Origin of the sequence: Streptomyces atratus (assembly GCF_014648655.1) — a bacterium.
Classification (GTDB): domain Bacteria; phylum Actinomycetota; class Actinomycetes; order Streptomycetales; family Streptomycetaceae; genus Streptomyces; species Streptomyces atratus.
Window position 1 is genome coordinate 1 of record NZ_BMRN01000075.1, and the last position, 19,948, is coordinate 19,948.

The following is a 19,948-nucleotide window of genomic DNA, read 5'->3' on the forward strand; positions in this document are numbered from 1 at the left end:
AGACCGTCCAAGGAGCGGACGCGACCGCCGTTGCGGCCCTCTCCGTCGACATCGACAACGGCGGTGTAGCTGACTGCCATGACTGGTGCTCCCCATCTGGGTCGAAAGGACTTCGTGGCCTCCTGACCAGGACACTTTTTGCGTCACCGGTTGAGGTGGTGACGTAATCATGACGCCCATATCCGTCACCTGTCAAGACGGTGATGCGGCGTTCTTCCGTGAGTGTGTCGCCGCAGGTGTGTTTCCGTGGGAGTCTCACCGCAGGTTGCACGGGCCCTCTGTCGCCGTTGCGACATGTCCAAGCTGTGTTTGCCGCAGTCCCCCTGCACCTCTAGGAGACGGGCGGCCTGGCCACCGACGACGCCGAGATGTATCCGTCGCTGTCACAGGCCGACGGCAAGCTGCTGTCCCTGCTGGTCGCAGGCGTCGCCGACAACGCGGTCGCCTCACAGATGGGCCTGAGCCGAAGAGCCGTCCAGCGCCGCGTCCAGAACCAGATGGAGCGCGCCGGCGCCGGGACACACATGCAACTCGCCCGGCAGGCCGCCCGGCGCGGCTGGCTATGGGACGGCTGCGAGGCAACTGCCTTACCATTACGGCCCGTTACAGCAGCAGAAAGCCAAGCTGCTTGGCGGCGGCTGCCAGTCCGGCGGTGCTCCACCGGTCCACCACCTGCTCCTTCGCGGCCAGGGGCCTCAGCTCGGCGCGGTCGAGGTAGAGCGCCCCGCCGAGATGGTCGGTCTCATGCTGCACGATCCGGGCCCCGAGTCCGGCATGCTCGTCCACGAGGCGCTGTCCCGTCTCGTCCCTCGGGTCACCCTGATCCGGTCGGGGCGGGTCACCACGGCCTGCCACTCGCGCCTCTGGGGAACCCCTTGAGCGCGAAGAACGCTCCGTCGGCGCCGGACCCACTTTCGGGAGAATCGTTCTGAGCGAAGAATCGAACTGTTCGATTCAAGGGAAATTATCGATTAATATGACCGATATTGGCGCTCAGGCAGGTGAAAACGCCTGCGGCCGGCACGAGATGGTGCTCGCGTCGGCCACAGGCGCGGTATGAACGATCAACGATGAGCGCAATGAATGACGAGCGATCACTGATGAGTGATCACTGATCAGTGGGCGTCCGCGGCCCCGACTCGCTCATTCTGATGCTTGTTCAGGATGTTCAACATCCTGTCGAACTCGGTGTCACTCATTTCCCGGATGAGGTGCATCGCGAGGAGGGCACCGTCGTCGTACGGAAGCCGTCGAGCAGTCCTCGCTTCAGCCTTGTCCTGGTCGGCATCACCGGGCAAGCTGCCGGCGGCCCGGGGGTCGGGCACGGTCTCCGCCTGCCCGGCCGGTCCGTCCTGCGGCTCGCGCCGGTGAGTGCGGGTCGGCGGAACGATCGCCTGCGGCTGACGAATGGGCACGACGTCATGGTCGTCCGTCTCCTCCCCCTCCCCCGCGTCGGCGGCCCGGGAGGCGGCGGCGGAGGCGGCGGCGGAGCCCGTCGGCATGGTCTCTTCCTGGGGCACGGTCTCTTCGTAGGGCGCAATCGGTGTGACCGACGCGGCCGTTGGGACCGGTGCAGACGGTGCGGCGACCGGTGCAGGCGTCGGCATCCGCCGTTCGGCTTCTTTGCTCGCCCGCTCGGCTTTGAGCTCCTGGAGGACGGCCTCCTGACGGTCTTGCGGTTCCTTGGCGACCGAACGCAGAAGTTCGACAGGCTCTTCCCCGACGGCTGCTTGGAGCTCGGGAGTCAGGTTGAGCAGAGCGAGACGCTGGGACACCCAACCCTGCGACTTCCGCAGCCGCTTGGCGAGCTTGACCTGCGACCCGTGAATGGCGAGCAGGCGTTGCAGTGCACGAGCCTCGTCCAGCGGGTCGAGGTCGTGGCGATGGATGTTGGCGACAAGAGCGGACTCAAGGATGGCGTCGCCGTCACTCCCCTGCTCGTCGTCGACCATGACGTTGAGATGGGTGAGACCCGCCTCGCGGGCGGCCGCCAGTCGGCTGCTGCCGTCCACGACCACATGGGTGGTGTCGGGTGCCAGATCGCTTGCACGTGCCGGATTGGCCTTGATGTAGGCGTCGCGGTTCATGACCGTGACGGCCTGCTTCTGGCCGTGTTCCTTGAGGCTGCCCGCGAGCTCGGTCAGATCTCCCAGGGCGGTACGCGGGTTCTCGGGGTTGGGGCTGATGAGCTTGACCGGGAGTCGGTTCGGCGGGGCCACGCCTTCGGTCGGCACACCGGTGGCGGCACCGATCGCGGCTCGGCGAGCACTGACGGGCCGGGCGCTGCCTCCAAAACGTCCGGCTCCCAGCTGGTCGGCCTTGCTCATGAGATCTCCCGGGCCAACGCGCGCATGGCGACGGCCTGCTGTGAGGCGGGCGCGTAACTCAGCAGGGGCTTCTTCATACGGACGGCTTCCTTCTGCTCCTTGAGGTCGTTGATGAGGCCGACGACCCTCGGATCCTTTATGTCGATCCATCCCTGCAGAGACGACGTAGCGATGTATCCACGTCGACCGTCGTAGAGGTTGACGACGATGCCCAGGTAGTCGATGTCGAGGGCGAGGTCGTTACGGAGATCTTCCATCTGGTTCGTCAACAGGTCGTAGGCATCGGCGGAGCTGTCCTCGGCCTGGACAACGATGAGGGTTCCGGACTGGCCCGGTCCTTCGCTCTCGCGCCGACGCCCGTAGTAGGCGGCCGCGTCCATGCTGAGACCCAGGCTGGGCGGGCAGTCCACGATGATGACGTCGTAATCGGCCTCGAGCGGCATCAAGGCCCGCTCCAGGGCCGCCTCACGAGCGCGCACCGCGGACAGGCGCACATCCAGAAGGAAGGCATCATGGCAGGCGGGCAGCAGGTGCAGCCGCCCTCCGAAGTTCTCCTCGTCGACAGAGACGATGAGGTCTCGCAACTCCCCCTTGGGGTCGCCTGCCATGTGATTGGTGAGGCTGTCGCCGTTCATCGCGAGTGGTGCCGCACCCAGTTGGTTAGTGAGGTGGCACTGGGGGTCGAAGTCGACGAGCAGTACCCGCAGTCCGTGTCCGGGCAACTTCTCGATGTCGAGTGGATCGTTGTCGGCTGTGTCGGCCTGACCGTCACCGGCCCGGAGAGCGGCGGTCAGGGCCTTGGCCACACGCACGGGGAACAAGCAGGTGGGGTCCTCCGACAGGGCCTCCCCCACTCCCGCGGTGATGGCGGTCTTGCCCACGCCACCCTTCTGGTTGCAGACGACGATGCGGCGGGTGATGTCCGAACGCTGGATCTCGGGCGCCGGATTCGTGTCGAGCCACAGTTGGACGGACTGGGCGAGACCTTGGATGAGGGAAACGCGCCGGTCTTCCGCCATCGTTCGGAACTCCTCCCACTGCCCCGGCGGCAAGAAGGTGGAGAAGGACTCGGCCCCAGCGGTGTCGACCGCGGCGGTGGCGGAGGCGAGATCGCACCAAGCGGCGATGCCCTGCTCGACAGCGGTCTGGATCTCGATGCCGAGTTGAGCGGTTCTGACCTTGAGGTTCTGCCGGAGCCATCCCGGCAGTTTGGAGACGACCTTGACCCGGTCGCTGGAGGTGGCTGGCATACTCATGGCGCTACCTTACTAACGTCCTAGATCACCTACCGCCTCGACACGTTAGTTAATTCTTCCTGGTTTTATGTAGAGGCTCTCCTATACCTATTACGGCGTAATAGGTCAGCTGGGTTCAGTCGGCCGGGTTGGTCCCACTCTGCATGACATCCCGCACGTCGGCGCCGGTTGGTAGCCCGCTACCGCTCCCCCACTCACCACGCCGATCGCATCCGCCATCCGACCCACAGCAGCACGCTCGTTCTGCCCTCGGGTGTCCAGGCTCGGCCATGTCGAGCCCTCAGACCTATTACGGCGTAATAGGTCTGCCGTTCTGCCGTACAGCCCTGCCGTGCGACAGACCATCTCGCATGGACACGGAATCAAGCCTCGCGCTCCATCGCTCCCTGGGCTTGGTTCCTGCGCTCTGCCTATTACGGCGTAATAGGCAGAGCGCAGAGAGAGGAGGGGCAGCCGGAACCAACCATCCCGCGGGCTGGCGCAGTCACGTGCACGCGCCCGACACACCCGACACGCTCGACACCACAGAGTCGGTGGAACCGGGTTCATGGCGCGCGCCGCCCTCCCCATGTTGGAGTTCCACCGCAGCGGCCAGAGCCAGCCGAGCCTCATCGGTAAATCCGACGGGACGGGCGGTCCGCTTCTCCACTTTGGAGAGAGCCCGCAGGGCGGCATCGAGATAGCGACTGAGGCTGACCATTTGCAGCGGCGTCCGACAGTAGGGGAGTACCGCCTCGATCTCCTCCAGCCAGTAGTCGACATCGTCGTCCCGCTGCATGAACTCGCGCTGCGCCAGCAGCCGAGTGGCAACCGGTACCAGGAGCTCGTGCCGTCGCATTGCCGCTTCCCGTGCACGGCGTTCGGCGGCCTGCTCCAGGACAAGCCGCCGCTCAGCTTTGAGAACGGCCTCAGGCGTCCGACGGACAGGGGGCGACTGGGGAGTCTCGTCGATGAGCTCGACGGCCTTCAGTCGCTTCGCCTTGTTGTAGGCACCGTTCGGTGCGCCCACCGCCATCACCGGAGCCAACTCGATCCACTGGGCACCCGCTTGGCGGGCGTCGTCCACCGCACGCACCTGGTGGACCTCAGTCTGCTCACGCACGTACTCCCACAGCTGAACGCGCTTCAGTGCCGCAGCACGCTGGACTTCAGGCGGTTGCCTTCGCAGCGCCTGAACGTACTTCTCCGCGTACAGCAGCGCACCGAACAGTTCGTCATCGGCAGGCATCCGTTCCACGTCTGGGTCTTCAGCGTCCTCGTGCATCTGGCGCAGTTCACCAACGACGGCTGGAGCATCGAGGGAGCCGATCCGCATCGGCGCTTTGAGCAGCGGTTTCGTGGGGCGGATCGCACTCCGCGCACGCTTCGTCATATCGACATCCTGCCCCCGACGAACCTTCTTTCACAGACTGTGAATCGGCTTCGCGGGGCACGGGGGAGTGAGGTGACTGATTACCCATCATCGTTGTCAAACAGCCGGAGTGGGTGCGGTAGGCCGAGCTCGCGGTCAGGCACGTCCCTCATGGTGATCCTCTGCACCAACACCAAGAACGGCTCGGGCCGCTGCGAGACGCTCCCTGGACTCGGCTGTTCACTCTTCGCCCATGTCGAGAGGCACCGAGACGACGGTCTGAGTGCTGGTCCCGTCGTGGACTTCGACCACGCAGGGATCTTCGGCGATGAAGCGGAGGTAGGCAGTGCGGCCTGATTGCGGCCAGTCCGCCGGGGCAGAAGCGGGCGCCGATCTGGGCGGATGGGTAGAACACGCGCAGGAGTCGTCGATGGTAGCGGTGTGGTCGGCGCATGTTCCCGCTGATCCGGCCCGGTGCGAGAAGGGCGACTCCCACAAGGCGCCCCGTACCCCGAACGCGTCCATGTCCCCGCCGGTGCAGGCGATGAACTCCGCCCCCAGCAACGGGCCCGTGCCCGGCATGCTGACGATCACCTCCGCGTCGCGATGCTCACGGAATCGGTCCGCGATCTTCAGGTCGATGCTGGCGATCTCCTCGTCCAACGCCAGCGCGGTCTTGGCCAGGGTGCTGGCCAAGACCGCGGTCGTGGCCTCCCCTGCGACAGCTGTGTGCTGGGCCTGCGCAGCGGCAACTGCCGCGTCCGCCGGGGCCTGAGCGCCGCGGACTTCGCGGTTCTTCAACCAGATCGCCAGCCGGTTCGGGCCGATCCGGCGCAGGGCAGCCGACGTCTGATAACCGGTCAGCAGGATCACAGCGTCCTTGGAGGCGGCGTAGTCGAACGCCCGCTCCAAGGGGGAAGTACTCCAGCAGCTGGGCCCGCAATCGATTGATGGCACGAGTACGGTCGGCTGCGAGGACGTAGCGGCGGGCAGTGAGGAACTTCAGATCCGCCGCGATCTCGTCCCAGTCCCTGCGAGTACTGCAGGTCCCGGCGCATCCGCGCCTGGTCGGCGATGACGTAGGCGTCTTTGGCATCGGTCTTGCCGTTGCCTCGATAGCTGCGGGAGGCATGGTGCACGGTGCGGCCTGGGGATATGGAGAAGCCGTTGACCCTGACTGGCGAGCAAAGCGATCAGCAACACGGCTCCGCCCGCGTTCAGGTCGACTGCCCAGGTCACCCGCTCGTCCTCGGCCAGTGCAAGGACGTCGCCCATCAGCTCCAGCAGCTCAGCCTCGTTGTTGGGAACGCGGCGCGAGAGCACCTTCGTCCCCTCCGTGTCGATCAACGTGCAGTGGTGCGCGGACTTGCCGGGATCCGTCCCCGCGCAGAGCCCGGGCACCCGAGCCTCCCTCGTCGATCGCCCGCCACCAAGGTACGGAGCGCTTCACATGGCGCGTGAGCGCTTGAGCCGGCCACTTGAGTGTCCCGTGCGGAGTCGACGGCACGGCCGGTGTCGATGTTCAGCAGCGGGCCGTCCAGATCCCATGGGCCCAAGTAGGCGGCCACAGATGGAGGCCACTCGCGTACCTGGGTGACGGGTACAGGCTTGGAAGTGCTTGGCGGCGAGTCCGGCATCGGAGTTGCAGTGTGGGGGATCCGCCCAGACCTATTACGGCGTAATAGGTCTGGGGTCGGCGTGAGACAGGGACCACGAGGACAGGGAGCAGCCGTCGTTTCGGAGCGGCAGGCCTTCACCTATTACGCCGTAATAGCCTCGCCGATCAGTCAACCCTCGTTCCCCTTGGGCAGGGGAGTAGGAAGAGAGCTCTCAGACAGCTCGACGTTTGATCTTGGAACTCGTCCATCGGCTCGACCTCGGTGAGCCGAGCACGGTCTGTGACCTCTTCACTCCCGACGGCGTCTGGGAATGGCCATATGACCAGCAGCGGATCGAAGGCCGTGAGGCTCTGCGTGAGCACTTCGGCTCTCGACCGGTGGATCAGCTGTCCCGGCGAATGTGCACGAACACCCTGGCCACCGTCGACTCGCCGGACATTGCCTCAGCGATCACCTATTTCGCGACGTACCGAGTCGACGGTTACGACTCGGCCCGCGATTTGAGGTCAGGACGTGCTGGCCTGGCGGGGCGGCTGGTGGGTGATCAGCGGACCGAGTCGTAAGACCGTGTCAGTGGGGGCGATTAGCGTGTCGGCCATGACTGACGCTCTGTGGGATGAAGCTCCATCGGCTGGCCCCGACGCGGTGCCCGGCGGCTTGACCGACCCGGGCTGGCTCGTCTGCGCGGACCCGGACTCGGTGCTCGCGCTGCTGGGAAGTGCGTCGGAGCCGGAGGAGCAGCGAGGGGGCGACGGTGTACCGGGCCTCGCTCGACGGGCACCGGCATCTGACTGCCGCCGAACGTCGCTTCGTCCTCGCACTGGACGCGGCCAGGCTGGACGAGGAGGATCTCGCGGCGCAGTTTGCGGCGGTGGCGGTTCCCGGTGCAGAGCCGCTCCGCTGGGAGCCGGCCTGGCTCGCAGGCGGATTCCCGCCTGGTGTGGACGCTGACCGGTCACCAGGGTCAGGTGACCGCTGTCGCCACCGCCGTGGTCGCCGGTCGCGCGGTGGCCGTGACTGGCAGCCGGGACGGCACCGCTCAGATCTGGGACCTTGCCACCGGACGGGAGGCCTGCCCATCCCTGCACTGCCGCACGGATGCCCGGACGGCGCTGACCGTGGAGGTCGACCGGGTCGCCACGGCCACCTTGGACGGTCTCGAGGTCGCGCTACTACTCTCGGAGCTCGCCGGCGAGCAACGGCTCCTCCTTCTCGACCTTGCGACCGGGTCCCTGACAGGGGAGTGCGTCCGCGTCGCGGCCGTGGCGGAGTTGGCCGGCCGGAGCGTGGTGCTGACGCTGGAGGACGACCGGACCCTGCGGCTGTGGAACGTCGCCACCGGCGAGGAGCTGGGCTCGTCCGTGCCGGCGCAGCTGCTGGCCGGTTCGCACGGCTACCCGGCCGCGGTGCGCGTCGAACTCGGCGGCGCGGTGCGAACTTGGGACCTTGCCGGGAACGAGCTCGACTCGGCGCCGGTGGACGCGGACGAGCAGGCGTACGACCCGCAGGCCGTCGCGGTGGTGGTCGACGGTCGACTGGTCGCCTGCGCCTTCGACGCTCTCGACATCGACCATCTCCACGACGGCGACACCGCGGTGGCTCTCCTCGGTGACCTGGCGGCCGCTTGCGGGCATCGATCCGGCGCGCCGGTTCGCGTCTCCCAGTCCGTGGTGGTGGCCGGGCGGCCGGTCACCCTGTTCCGGGAGTACGGCGGGGCGCTGCGGGTGTGGGACCGGGTGGCCGGTTCCCAGCCCGGCGCGCAGGGGTGGGTGGTGACGACCGACGAGCTGCGCGGACAACCGCTCCGGCTGCCTGCCGAAGTCCCGGGCCAGGACTACTGGTTCTGGCAACTTGCCGACTCGGCCCCGGCCTTGGCAGCGGATGCCGGACGTTCTGCCGCGAGTGTCCTGGGCACCTTCGTCGTCGCCGGACGCGCGTTCCAGCTGATCACCGATGCTGGCCACGTGGTGCGGGTGCGGGACACCGCCGCCGGGGCGGAAGTCGGTGAGCGGCCGTTCCTCTGCCACGAGGCCCGGATCCGGGCCGGCGCCTTGGCCGAGGTGAATGGGCAGCTCCGGGCGGTGACGGCCGCCCTCGACCGGAGCGTGCGGCTCTGGGAGGTGGCCGGCGGGCGGCAGATCAACGGCCCGCTCAAAGGGCACACCGGGCAGGTGTGGGACGTCGCGACGGCGATCGTGGACGGGCAACCGGTGGCCGTCACCGCCAGCGCGGACCACACCGTGCGCGTCTGGGAGCTCGCGCAGCGCAGGGTACGGCGCCACACCGAGATCCGCGGTCACAACGACGTGGTGCTGACGACCGCCATGACCACCATTCAGAGCCAACCGGCCGTCGTCACCGCCAGTGCGGACAAGACGCTGCGCACCTGGGACCTGGCCACCGGCCAGCAGCTCGGCGAACCCCTGACCGGCCACGCCGACTGGGTCACCTCGGTGACCACCACCACACTGAACGGGCACCCCATCGCGGTCACCGCCGGCCGGGACGGCACGATCCGCACCTGGAGTCTGCCCGACGGCCGGCAGTACGCCGAGCCACTGCCCTGCCCCGCCGAGCCCGTACGCGGGCTGGCGACGGCCGTACTCGGCACCAGCACCCACCTGATCACCACCAGCGGCACCGAGACGGTATCGGTGCGGGACCTGGCCACGGGCGGCGAACTCGTGCCACCCCTGCGCTGCCCCGTGCCCGTCCAGGCGGCCCTCGCCGCACCGGACGGCGGGCTGGTGGTCTGCTTTGGCCTGGAGATCGCCATGCTGTCCGCCGTTGACGGGCAGGCATCGGGCCGGAGGGCAACAGCGAGCTACGACCTCTCGGCCCGCGATGCTGATCGACCAGGACCGTGACGTGACAACGGCCGCGCCGGTTCTTCGAGTGTGACCAAGAAGTGGACCCGTGTTGCCTTGACCCATCCTGCCTTCTGCGGCGTCTCGCGTACACATCTCGGCGATTTGACCGAAGAGTTGGCAGACTCCTGGCTGGCTCGGCAGGAGTCGGCGCTCGGTGAGCGGCGTGGTGGCGGGCGGCAGCGGCAGGCGGGTGCCGGCCCGAAGTACGACCTGGTCTTCACCGACCGGCTGCCCGTCACCCTGGTCCACCTTCGAGCCGGGCTTCCACACTCCTCGCTGTACGGCACCGCCCGCTCCACGGTCTCCCGTGCCATGGGCATCACGGTCGCGAGCGCAGGAAGTCCCCGGCGCGACCACAGGAAATCGTCGAGATCTTCGGTGAGGGGCCGTTCATCCGGGTGCATGCTTCATGATCCCTTACACCCTCGGCTCCCGTGAGCACATACCCGGAAAGCAGCCGTCGTCATGAATGGTCCAACGGCCGGCCGACGTTGGAGGTGCCCCTGCCCGGCGGAGCCTCCAAGTCTGCAGAAACCTTCCGGCAAAAACCTGCTAAAGGACGAGTGCCTGCTCCCGCCCGGGAGCAGGCACTGGGTCGGTCTGCGGAGAACATGTCACCCGGCAGGAAAACTCGTGCGCTCACACCCACGTAACGAGGCCAGGGACTGAACAGGTTCAGGCCCCTGGTCCCCGACCGCGCAAGGGAGAGACAGTCCCTGCAGGTTTCAGTGCCTTCGGCGGGGCACCAGGGGCTGAACAGGGCCGAGCGCGGGACCGAAGGGACTCGGTCCTGTTCGGTCCCTGAGCTTCGGTCCCTGGTGTTTGTGCAGGTCAGAGGCATTTCCCAGGGACTTGCAGGGACTGTAGGGACCGAAACTCGCAATTATGACGTAGACAAGAGAGTTATTCGTACACGCGCGCATACCTGAACATATCTACTACAGCTCATAATGGCGACGTTCAGTCCCTACAGTCCCTGATTTCTTGTGCCTCAAGGCTCTGACCTGCATAGATCCCTTTCTTCCTACCAGGGACTACTTGAGTTCCCAGACTCTGCGCCTGGTCCCTGGCCCCTTTCGGTCCCTACGCCGCTCCAGCGGACCGCCGCATGGCAGGCGAAGTGCACTGTGCTCTTCGGTCCCTTCAGCCCCTTGGGCGGGAGAGAACCTCACACCCAAGGGACCCAAGGGACCCAAGGAACTGATAGAAATGGCACGCGGGGCAGACAGACTCCGTTTTCCGAAGGTGGGCCTTACACTCTTTTCGCATCAGAGTCCCTTCGGTCCCTGGCGGGGACAACCCCCACGTCAGGTGTGTGAAGTGATCGAGCAGACAGAAGTGACAAGGACGATTCCTGTGCCGCGCGAAGGTGAGAGCCGCGACAGCGCAGCCGGAGTCACGCCCGGATCCTCGTGGGCGGTCGCCCGGTGGTGTGCCGCCCAGGGCTGGCCGGTCCATCCGCTGGCCCCTGGGAGGAAGACTCCGGTCAAGAACTGTGCCGCCTGCTCGGCAAACAGGCACGACCCGGCGTCGTGCCCCTGCCCCCTCGCAGGACGTCCTTGTCACGGCTTCCACGCTGCGACGACCGATTGCGGCCTGATCGAACGCTGGTGGACCGACAGTCCCTCCGCGGGAGTAGGTGTCGCCTGCGGCCCCGCGGGGCTCGTGGTCATCGACGTGGACGCGCATCAGGTATCCGTTCCTGATCGGGGACACCTGCTTCCTGGAATCCCCATCCCGGAACAGGTGCAGCTCGACGGTCTGGCCTCGGGGTTCGACACCTTGGCCCTGCTGGCCGCCTACAGGGGGGAAACCTCCCCGGCCGAGGACACGAACACGTTGCGGGTGCGTACCCCGTCAGGCGGACTGCATGTCTGGTACCGCAATCCCCATACGTCCATCCGCTACAGGTGTTCGACCGGATCCGCCCGGCACACGGCTCTCGCCTGGCAGGTCGATGTGCGTGCTGATGGCGGCTACATCGTCGCCCCCGGGACCCGTACGCCACGGGGCGTCTATCGTGCGGAGGGGGTGGCACGCCATCCGGCCGTGCTACCCGAATGGCTCCAGCGTGAACTCCGCCGTACGGGACATGTGGTCGAGCCCCAGGCTCCTGTCGTCGTCCCCGCTGCCCCTGAGCCCCGGGGACGGACTTCCCGCCGTGGAGCCTCCGCCGATCAGCTCATGGAGCTCCTGATCGCGCAGATCGCGCAGTGCGCCGAGGCCCCGGAGGGGACCGGGTTCTCGGAGAAGCTGAACCGAGCGGCTTACACCGCCGGCGGTCTGGTCGGGGCAGGGCACCTCGACCACGCCGCCATTCGAGACCGACTTATCCGTATTGCCCACTACGCCCGCCCTTGGCAGCAGTCCCGGAATGAAAAGACCGTCGACGACGCCCTTGCCGTAGGGTCCGTCCGCCCTCTCCGCCTCAAAGGACGTCCATGAGCAGCAGCGCCGAAGGCGCACCGCGTTTCGATCCGCAGGCCGCCGCTCAGCAGATGCTCGACCTGCAGTCGGCGGACCTGGTCGCGGGTTCCGCCCAGCTGCCCGCCCAGGGCTCTGCGGGCTCTCCCGCGCAGCCTGCCGCCGCCCCCGGCGGAGGTGCCGAGCCGCCACTGCTTCCTCCTTCGCTCTCCGACCGGGGAAACGCTCGCCTGTTCGTACAGCTCCATCACGATCAGTTCCGCCATGTGGAGGGCCTGGGCTGGTTCGCCTGGGACGGCTACCGGTGGAAGCGCGGGGGAGGGGAGAAGGCCGCGTTGTGGGCCGCGGGAGAGATGGCCGAGGACATGTCGGCCACCGACCCGCGAGGAGTCTTCAGCGACCGTGAACTCGCGCAGCACAGGCGGCGCACGTTGTCCACCACCGGCCTGAAGGCCTTGCTGACCCAGGCGAAGGCGTCACCGAACATCTCCCTGGACCCGGACGGGCTCGACGGGGATCCCTACGCCCTGTGCACCCCGATCGGGGTGGTCGACCTCAACAACGGGCATCTGCGCAAGCCCGACCCCACCCGTGACTTCCACTCCCGGGCCACCAGCGTCGCCCCGCAGGCCATGGAGACCCCTCGCTGGCACCGGTTCCTCGCGGACACCTTCGGTGACGACGACGAGGGCCGGGAGATGATCGACTTCCTGCATCTGCTGCTGGGGTACTCGATCACGGGCGACGTGGGAGCCCAGGTCCTGCCCTTTCTGCACGGTGAGGGCAAGAACGGCAAGTCCGTGCTGCTCGACATCATGATTCAGATCCTCGGCGACTACGCGGACGCCGCCCCGCCGGGCTTCCTGATGGACCGTGGCGCCTTCTCGGAGCACTCCACCGAGCTGACCGAACTGCACGGGCGACGCCTGATCGTGTGCAGCGAACTGAAGCCGAACGACAAGTTCGACGAGGCGCGCGTCCGGCTTCTGACGGGTGGTGACAAGATCAAGGCCCGCCGTATGCGGCAGGACTACTTCTCGTTCACCCCCACCCACCACCTGTGGCTGCTGGGCAACCACCGTCCCGAGGTCTCCACGGGCGGTTTCGCGTTCTGGCGGCGCATCCGCCTGCTGCCCTTCACTCGCACGGTCCCGGCGCACCGCAGGATCGACAACCTCGCCTTCGAGCTCGTCCGCGACGAGGGCCCGGGAATCCTCCACTGGCTGATCGAGGGGGCGCAGCGCTATCTGCGTACCAGGGACCCGCTGGAGGGGCCTGACAGGGTCCGTATCGCCACGACGGCCTACGCCACCACCGAGGACCACATCGGCCGCTTCCTGGCCGAATGCTGCACGCGTGACGGCGATTCCGGGAAGGACCTGCGGGTGGAGCAGGGGCTGCTCTACTCGGAGTACAGCTCCTGGTGCAACGCGGGCGAGGGGATCCGGCCCGCGACGCCCCGGGCCTTCGCCAACCGCGTACGCCAGGAAGTGGGCGTGGCCTCGCCGACCGACATGTTTAAGTCGAATGGGCGGAAATACTATCCGGGCATCGCACTGCTGGAGCACCCATGACGGCTGTGGTAGGTCGGCTCTCTCCACCACGTGGCCTACACCGTTGTCGGCGTGCGCTCTACGATGGTCGTCAGGCCCCGCGGGCGGTGGCCTCAGAGCGGTCCGCCACTTGGCGGTGAGCGGGCCGGAGCGACACGGACAGATACCGTGCCATGCCCCATGGCAGGGAGCACGTCGACGAAGGAGGGGCTGCAGCCATGAGTTCGCTGTTGACCGAGAGCGACCTCATCCACGAGGCCGAGGTGGTGTGGCTGGAGAACCTCGAACGGCTCGACTACGTCCGTCAGGCACTGGACAAGACCAGGCGGCGCAACACCAAGCCGCCGTACGCCCGTGACGGGCGCATGGTGGGATACGCGCTGCTGGACGAGGACGCCTCCCCGGACCCCGACAGCGGCCTGTACAAGCGCCGGGTGTTCTTCCTGCTGCCCCATGACCGTGACAGCCTGCCCGCCGGCCTGTACCGCGAGGGGGCCCCGGGTGAGGCGGTCGACCCGCGCACGATCGCCCCGAGGAAGCCGGGATTGAAGACGCCCAGGTCCCAGAGCGGCTCGGTGGCCATAGCGACGTCGGCGCCCTGACACCGCGACCGTCGAGAAAGCGCCCGAGCAGACCTTCCTCCCCGGCCAGGCCGGGCCGACAGCCCTCCGTTACCAGGACGAGCGAAGTCCTCGCGGAGTTCATGTACGTCGGTCCGGAAAGCATCCGTCCGCCAGGGAACGTGCGTCTGCCCGGGAAGAGCCGACGCACGTCACGAGGTGTCGTGCCGCCCTACGCGGCGCCGTCCCGCGAGGCGGCGGTCTCGACGACGAAGCCGCGGACGGCGTCCGCGAACAGGTCGGGCTCCTCGATGTGTCCCATGTGGCCGCTGTTCTCCAGCACCAGCAGCTGTGAGTCGGGGATCAGTTCGTCCAGTTCGAGCCCCCAGCGCACTCCGCAGATCACGTCGTGCCGGCCCACGACGACCAGGGCCGGTACCTCCAGTCCCTTGAGTGCGACGCGGTCGTCGATGACGTCGGGCGTGAGGTCCTCGTCCAGCCCCGAGATGTACGTGGCCCGGATCGCGTCCCGGAAGGGGGCCAGCCGCTCCTCGTCGCCCCAGTAGTCGGCGAAGTACGACGGCAGGACACCCCGGGCGACGGCCACGGACTGCTCGTCGCTGGAGATGCTCGACATCGCGCCGAACGCGGCCATCACACCGGCCAGCCCCGGATGGCCGGCGTGTTTCGCGGCGAACGCCTCCACCATGCGGCCCGCCTCCGCACCGTGCTCGGGCCCGGTGACGGGTGCGCCCTCGTACAGCACGACGCCCGCCAGCCGGTCGGGGCGGTGCAGGGCGTGGTAGGCGGCCACGAACGCGCCGTGCGAGTGCCCCAGCAGGTGCACCTTGGGTGCGCCCAGCCGGTTGATCAGAACCTCCAGGAAGCTGCTGTACCGCTCCCGCGTGTACCCGTGCGGGTGCGAAGGGAGACGGCTGTCCTCGGCGATGCCGACGGGCTCGACGTACACCATGGTCAGGTGCTCTTCGAGGGCCGGCATGCGCATGTACTCCCAGTTGATGCCCGGGCCGCCTGAGTGGGCGACGCACACGGGGCCGCTGCCGTGGACGTGGTAGCGCTGGACGAGCCCGGCCAGCCGGTAGGAGTGGGTGCCGGGGGAGAGCGGGTCGGTGTCGGGCGTCGAGCCGTCGGTGTGCTGGGTGGGCCGGTTCATCGGGACCTCCGTCTGGTGTGCAGGTGTCTGTGACACCGACACGACGTTGCGGGGGGCGAGAAGTTCGGTCGCCAGTATGTGATCTGAGTCACACATGAGGCGCTGTGGGGGAGAGGTGCGGATTCAGGCCGCGGCCTGGGGCGTGGTGAGGGGAGACCCGGCCGGAGCGACTGCCGTCCAGCGTCGTGATCCAGGCGGCCCCGGGCGGGCAGTGGTCGGGTTTGTCCGGCGGGTTGATCAGTTCCATCTCCCGAACGAACAGGGACCGGCCGGCTACCACTTGCAGAGGGCGCTGGCGCAGGCCCGCCGAGAGATCCCAGTCCGTCCCCGCCAGCAGGAGATCGGCTCCGGCAAGCCGTTCGCCCCCGCTCAGCAGGGCGACCTCGGGGGAGTAGCGGTCCTTGACCACCTTGGGGAACTCGCCGCGCTCGGCAGCCGCGAGGGTGTCGTGCGCCTCCTGCCAGGTGGCTTCCGTACGTCTTACCGCGTCCTCGTGCGCCGTGGCCGCCGCGTCCTCCTGCGGCCCGGCGGCTGCCGGAATCCCGCGAGGCCTGAGCCCGCGTACCCGGTCGGCTGCCTTGGGTGGAGCGGCCGCCCTCACATCGGGGAAGAGTATGAGGACGGCCGCCCCGTTCCTACGGCCAGGCCAGCCAGTGAAGACCCTGACCGCAGGAGCTCTTCTCTGGGGCAACGGATCGGAACCCGCGGCGGGTTCACCTGTGGACGAGAAATCCACGCCGGGCGTACCGGGCACGCCGCGTCGTCCCTGCCTCGGAAGAGGCTGTCAGCTCGTCCGGCGTCCTTGATCCCTTGATCCCCTTGATTCCCTGGTTCCCTGGTTCCCCGTGACGACCTGACGACCTGAGTGCCGGATGACGAACGAGCCGACGGCTACGCACGGGAGTGGACCGTTCCCGGACGCCGCCCGCCTGTGGCGGCACGTGGAGTCGCTCGCCGCCGAGCCGCGCGGCTCCCTGTCGGCTTCGAGCGGGTCTTCCCCGAGGCGTCCGCCGCTACCAGGGCCGACGGGTACCGGGGTGACCTCACCCTCGTGGTGCACCGGCGTTCCTCGGCCGGGGCGGCCGAGGTGTGGAGGGCGGGCCGCGGCGGCGGCGTCCCCGGCCGTGACCGGTCTGCTGCTGCGGGACCCGCGACCCGAACCGCTGCTCGGCCTGCTCATCGGACTGGCCGTACCGCCCGCCGACCGTCCGGGGCGCAGCGAACGGGTTGTTCTGGAACCGGGACATCCCCGCGCTGATGCTCATGGACACCGCGAACTTCCGCAATCCGCATGACCACCGGCCGACGGACGTGCCCGGCACACCGGACTGCGAGCGTCTGGCCGCCGTCACCGCGGCCACCACGGCGACCGTCGTCTCGTGGGCCGACGACGGGCGCGCAGTGTGAACACCTCGGACAGCTGGTGACCGCCGCCGCTGTCACCGCTCTGTCGCCGGGGTACGCGGAACTCACACCTGCTATGGCAGCATGTGTCTGTACGAGCGCGCGACACATGTGTCGCCGTAGCACTCCTCCGGAGGCTCCCATGTCCACACCGTCCGAATCCGCGGGCCGTTCCCCGGGCCTCTCCCCGTTGCTCGGCGAGAACCCGGTGGCAGTCCTGGAGGCGGCCGTGTGGGCCATGGCCGCGATCGTGAGCGCCCAGCGGCAAGCACTGTCGGAGCCCCTCGCGGACGTACTCGCGCGCGATCCGCGGCGCGCCGCGGTCCTGGAGAGCGTGGGCCTGGTCCGTCAGGGCCCCGACGGATACGTCGTCCATCCCTCGCTCGACCAGGCGGACTCCGCGACGGCACGCAGCGCGGTGGAGGCGAAGCTCGCTTCACTGCGTCAGGCCGTCTCGGCCGCCTCCGACGAGACGGGGGCGGCCGAGGGCGGTTGGGGCGCGCAGAGCGACGAGGTGCTGCTCAGCCAGGGGCGAGCCTCCACCGCGACCGGTCGTGCGCTCGCCGGGAAGGTCGTGCCGCGGCTTCCCGGGTGTGCCGAGCGGCTGGAGGCCGAGGGCAGCCGCATCCTCGACGTGGGCACCGGCGTCGGGGCACTGGCGCTGGCGCTGGCCGAGGGCTTCCCCGAGGCGCGGGTGGAGGGCATCGACGTACTGGAGCGGGTCCTGCGCCTGGGGCGGGCGGAGCTGGCCGCGGCAGATCCGGCCGTGGCCGCTCGGGTGTCCCTGCGCCGTGGGGACGCGGCGGACGTAGACGAAGACGAGGCCTACCAGCTCATCTGGCTGCCGGCGCCGTTCCTGTCGGAGGAGGCGCTGCGGGCCGCCCTGCCCCGACTCGTCGCGGCACTGGCGCCGGGCGCGTGGCTGGTGGCGGGGACCAACCCCGCCGTCGACGACGCGCTGCGCCGCTCCGTCGGCCAGTGGACCGCGGTGCGCGGCGGCGGCAACGCCTTCGACACGGCGCGCATGAGCGAGGAACTCGTAGCGCTCGGGCTGGGGGAGGCGAGGACTTTCCCCACGGTGCCGGGCGGCCCCGTCCTCGTCGCGGCCCGACGCCCCGCGTGCTGAGCAGCGGGCGCGGGATCCAGGGGGTGTTCGACGGCGAGGTGGCCCTCTAAAGCGCAGGGTTCTGCGCCTGCGGCACCGGTGGGTGGGGTGTCGCACGACCCCCGTGAGGCGTCGCACGGCGCCGCGAGTCCCGTTCGCGGACCGTTCGGCGGGCGCCGTGGTGCAGGCGCCGGATGACTGTTTCTCAGGGGTCGTCACTCGTCGCGCGGGATGATGCGGAGCGTTCCGCGTGATTAGTCGGAGCCCGTTTCGGAGATCTGGAGCAGGTCCGCGGTGGCGACGTCCCAGTCGATGCCGGACAGCTCGTGACCTGCGGGAACGAGTTCATAGGTACGCTGCAGCCATTCCGCGAGCGGTGGCACGGGGAGCTCGAACAGGGCCGCCATGTCACCGGAGGCCAGCTGGAGCCACGCGGTCTCCCGCGCCTCCAGGTTCGACGGCCAGATCTGGACGTCCCCGAGTCCGCTCATCGAGTACAGCCCCTGCTGGAGGAGGTCTCGCCCGATACGCCACAGGACGCGCGGCCCGCCTTCGATCAGGAACTCCACGCACACGATCAAGGGGGACTCCGGGTCGAACCTGAAGTCCGCTCTGATCGCCTGCCGGGCGGAGACGTCCAGCACGCGCTCGATGTCCAGGATCAGCTCGGGACCGCCGTGTGATGCCGTTCGGCGGGCCTGTACCCGTGATTGCTTACCGCTCATGTCGGGTGGATCCTTTTCTGTGGCTGGAGGCTGGCCCGACCTACTGTTGTCGCCGCGGGGGCGTCGTACATAAGTAACTTGACCGTTCTACATCACCTGCTTCGACGGTGGTGGCCGTGGCGGCCGCCCGCCAACTGGACACTTGTCCGCCGTGGGTGTGCTTCCGGGGGAGCTTTTCCGCGGGTCCCGTCCGGGTCCGTGCGCCGACGGTCGCGAACATTAAGTCATTCGACTGTCGCCGCTGACCGGTGCCTGAACGATCCTGAAACAGTCGCCCGTGTGCCGGTGCCGGGTGGTCGTCATGCTCGGAGGAACCAGCCGTGAACCGTACTCCCGTCGTCTTCATCCATGGCGCGTGGCTGCACGCGCTTTCCTGGGAGTCGTGGGCCGAGCGCTTCGCCAGCCGTGGGTTTCTCGCCCTCACGCCCGGGTGGCCGGGGGAGGCCGCGGCCGCTGGGGAAGTGCGCAAGTCCCCCGAGACGCTCGGCGGCATCGGCCTGGACGCGCTGACGGACCATTACGCCAGAATCGTACGTTCGTTCGATATCTCGCCCGTGATCGTCGGCCACTCGGTCGGCGGGCTCATCGCGCAGCATCTCATCGGAGCCAATGTCGGCCGCGCCGCGGTGGCCATCGCATCCGCCCCGATCAACGACATCCCGCTGCCCGCCTTTCCGGCGCGACTGTGGACTCCCGCCCAGACCGACGCCGCCGACCGGCTGGTGTCCCTGTCTCCGGAACAGTTCCATCATGTCTTCGCGAACACCGTCGGAGCCGAGGAGTCCGACCGGCTCTTCGAGCGCTATGTGGTGCCGGCACCGCGGGGCCTGCTCACCGACCTCGGATGCGCGGGTGCGGTTCGCAGCCCGCGTGCCGTGGCGGACATCGGCAACGCGGGCCGTGGCCCGCTTCTGCTGATCTCCGGACAGGGGGACCGGCTGGTGCCCGACTCCGTCACCCGCGCGGTGTACAAGCAGTACGGCGACTCCACGGCGGTCACCGACCTGAAGCAGTTCGCGGACCGCGCCCACTCGCTGGTCATCGACAGTGGGTGGCGCTTCGTCGCCGACTACGTGCTCGGCTGGCTGGACGAACGCGGCATCCGTGCCCATCTCGCCGAGAACTGAACGCAGTCCAGGTCACACGTTCTGGTCGCCGCTGAGCTTGCCCAGCGCGTCGCGCAGTGCGGCGCGCGAGGTGATGCCCAGCTTGGGGAACACCCGGTAGAGGTGGGAGCTGACCGTGCGCGGTGACAGGTGCATCCGTTCGCCGATCTCCTTGTTGGTCAGACCACCCGCCGCGAGATCGGCGATCCGGCGTTCCTGCCAGGTCAGCGGGGCGAGGTGCGCCGAGGAGGCGACGGTGGATGCGCCGGTGGCCCGGAGCTCCGCCCGGGCCCGCTCGGTCCAGGTGGGTGCGCCGAGCCGCTCGAAGGTCTCGGCGGCCAGCGTCAGCGAATGCCGTGCCGACTTCCTTCCCTGGGTGTGTCGTAGGCGGATGCCGTGGGCGAGGCGGATGCGGGCGAGTTCGAAGGGGAAGTTCGCGGCGGCGGGGTGGGTTTCGGCGTGGTCGTACATCTG

Annotated in this window: 18 protein-coding genes and 1 pseudogene; 8 read left to right on the forward strand and 11 right to left on the reverse strand. The window is 68.3% G+C overall.

Annotated elements, in window-relative coordinates; translation table 11 throughout:
• Positions 1-603 precede the first annotated feature (603 nt).
• The 7 genes and pseudogenes from IEZ15_RS47505 to IEZ15_RS47515 all read right to left on the reverse strand — a co-directional run.
• Positions 604-912, reverse strand: a complete 309-nt coding sequence (locus IEZ15_RS47505; RefSeq protein ID WP_373302743.1) for a peptide deformylase — start codon at positions 910-912, stop codon at positions 604-606.
• A 203-nt stretch (positions 913-1,115) separates the two neighbouring features.
• Positions 1,116-2,327: a ParB/RepB/Spo0J family partition protein gene (locus IEZ15_RS40795; RefSeq protein WP_189282029.1), complete on the reverse strand. Its 1,212-nt coding sequence runs from the start codon at positions 2,325-2,327 to the stop codon at positions 1,116-1,118.
• Entirely contained in the window at positions 2,324-3,583 is a 1,260-nt protein-coding gene (locus IEZ15_RS40800; RefSeq protein ID WP_189282030.1) for a ParA family protein, read from the reverse strand. The genes IEZ15_RS40795 and IEZ15_RS40800 overlap by 4 nt, the downstream gene beginning before the upstream one ends.
• A 484-nt stretch (positions 3,584-4,067) precedes the next feature.
• Positions 4,068-4,898, reverse strand: coding sequence for a hypothetical protein (locus IEZ15_RS45950; protein WP_229846482.1), 831 nt, complete (start codon positions 4,896-4,898; stop codon positions 4,068-4,070).
• Positions 4,899-5,174: 276 nt separating this feature from the next.
• Complete coding sequence (locus tag IEZ15_RS40810) at positions 5,175-5,846, reverse strand: hypothetical protein (RefSeq protein WP_189282031.1); 672 nt, start codon at positions 5,844-5,846, stop codon at positions 5,175-5,177.
• Entirely contained in the window at positions 5,804-6,073 is a 270-nt protein-coding gene (locus IEZ15_RS47510) for an IS110 family transposase (protein WP_373302745.1), read from the reverse strand. Before IEZ15_RS47510 ends, IEZ15_RS40810 begins: the two co-directional genes overlap by 43 nt.
• A gap of 67 nt (positions 6,074-6,140) precedes the next feature.
• Positions 6,141-6,335, reverse strand: a pseudogene (locus IEZ15_RS47515) (IS110 family transposase); the annotation flags it as partial.
• Positions 6,336-6,786: 451 nt separating this feature from the next.
• On the opposite strand from IEZ15_RS47515, the gene IEZ15_RS40820 reads away from it, so the two are divergent.
• From IEZ15_RS40820 to IEZ15_RS40840, 5 genes are all read left to right on the forward strand, one after another.
• Entirely contained in the window at positions 6,787-7,116 is a 330-nt protein-coding gene (locus IEZ15_RS40820) for a nuclear transport factor 2 family protein (protein WP_308427504.1), read from the forward strand.
• A gap of 375 nt (positions 7,117-7,491) precedes the next feature.
• The gene (locus tag IEZ15_RS40825; protein ID WP_268250503.1) at positions 7,492-9,420 is read left to right on the forward strand and encodes a WD40 repeat domain-containing protein; all 1,929 of its coding nucleotides are present in this window, start codon (positions 7,492-7,494) and stop codon (positions 9,418-9,420) included.
• 1,212 nt (positions 9,421-10,632) lie between these two features.
• Complete coding sequence (locus tag IEZ15_RS40830; protein ID WP_189282035.1) at positions 10,633-11,868, forward strand: bifunctional DNA primase/polymerase; 1,236 nt, start codon at positions 10,633-10,635, stop codon at positions 11,866-11,868.
• Positions 11,865-13,421, forward strand: a complete 1,557-nt coding sequence (locus tag IEZ15_RS40835; RefSeq protein WP_189282036.1) for a DNA primase family protein — start codon at positions 11,865-11,867, stop codon at positions 13,419-13,421. Before IEZ15_RS40830 ends, IEZ15_RS40835 begins: the two co-directional genes overlap by 4 nt.
• A 197-nt stretch (positions 13,422-13,618) precedes the next feature.
• On the forward strand, positions 13,619-14,002 hold the full coding sequence (locus tag IEZ15_RS40840) for a DUF6009 family protein (RefSeq protein WP_189282037.1): 384 nt from the start codon (positions 13,619-13,621) through the stop codon (positions 14,000-14,002).
• Between the two features lie 190 nt (positions 14,003-14,192).
• On the opposite strand, the gene IEZ15_RS40845 is transcribed toward IEZ15_RS40840, so the two are convergent.
• Positions 14,193-15,134, reverse strand: a complete 942-nt coding sequence (locus IEZ15_RS40845; RefSeq protein WP_189282038.1) for an alpha/beta fold hydrolase — start codon at positions 15,132-15,134, stop codon at positions 14,193-14,195.
• 88 nt (positions 15,135-15,222) lie between these two features.
• Positions 15,223-15,735 carry a hypothetical protein gene (locus tag IEZ15_RS40850; RefSeq protein WP_229846483.1) on the reverse strand — a complete coding sequence of 171 codons (513 nt, stop codon included), beginning with the start codon at positions 15,733-15,735 and terminating at the stop codon, positions 15,223-15,225.
• Between the two features lie 662 nt (positions 15,736-16,397).
• Here IEZ15_RS40850 and IEZ15_RS45955 point away from each other — a divergent pair.
• Complete coding sequence (locus IEZ15_RS45955) at positions 16,398-16,541, forward strand: hypothetical protein (RefSeq protein ID WP_229846484.1); 144 nt, start codon at positions 16,398-16,400, stop codon at positions 16,539-16,541.
• 139 nt (positions 16,542-16,680) lie between these two features.
• Positions 16,681-17,664 carry a class I SAM-dependent methyltransferase gene (locus IEZ15_RS40860; protein WP_189282039.1) on the forward strand — a complete coding sequence of 328 codons (984 nt, stop codon included), beginning with the start codon at positions 16,681-16,683 and terminating at the stop codon, positions 17,662-17,664.
• Between the two features lie 233 nt (positions 17,665-17,897).
• Here IEZ15_RS40860 and IEZ15_RS40865 read toward each other — a convergent pair whose 3' ends face one another.
• Positions 17,898-18,368, reverse strand: coding sequence for an SsgA family sporulation/cell division regulator (locus IEZ15_RS40865; protein ID WP_189282040.1), 471 nt, complete (start codon positions 18,366-18,368; stop codon positions 17,898-17,900).
• Positions 18,369-18,688: 320 nt separating this feature from the next.
• Here IEZ15_RS40865 and IEZ15_RS40870 point away from each other — a divergent pair, with 320 nt between their 5' ends.
• The gene (locus IEZ15_RS40870) at positions 18,689-19,495 is read left to right on the forward strand and encodes an alpha/beta hydrolase (protein ID WP_189282041.1); all 807 of its coding nucleotides are present in this window, start codon (positions 18,689-18,691) and stop codon (positions 19,493-19,495) included.
• Positions 19,496-19,507: 12 nt separating this feature from the next.
• Here the strand turns inward: IEZ15_RS40870 and IEZ15_RS40875 are convergent.
• On the reverse strand, positions 19,508-19,948 hold a 441-nt coding region (locus IEZ15_RS40875; protein ID WP_189282042.1), incomplete at its 5' end, for a helix-turn-helix transcriptional regulator.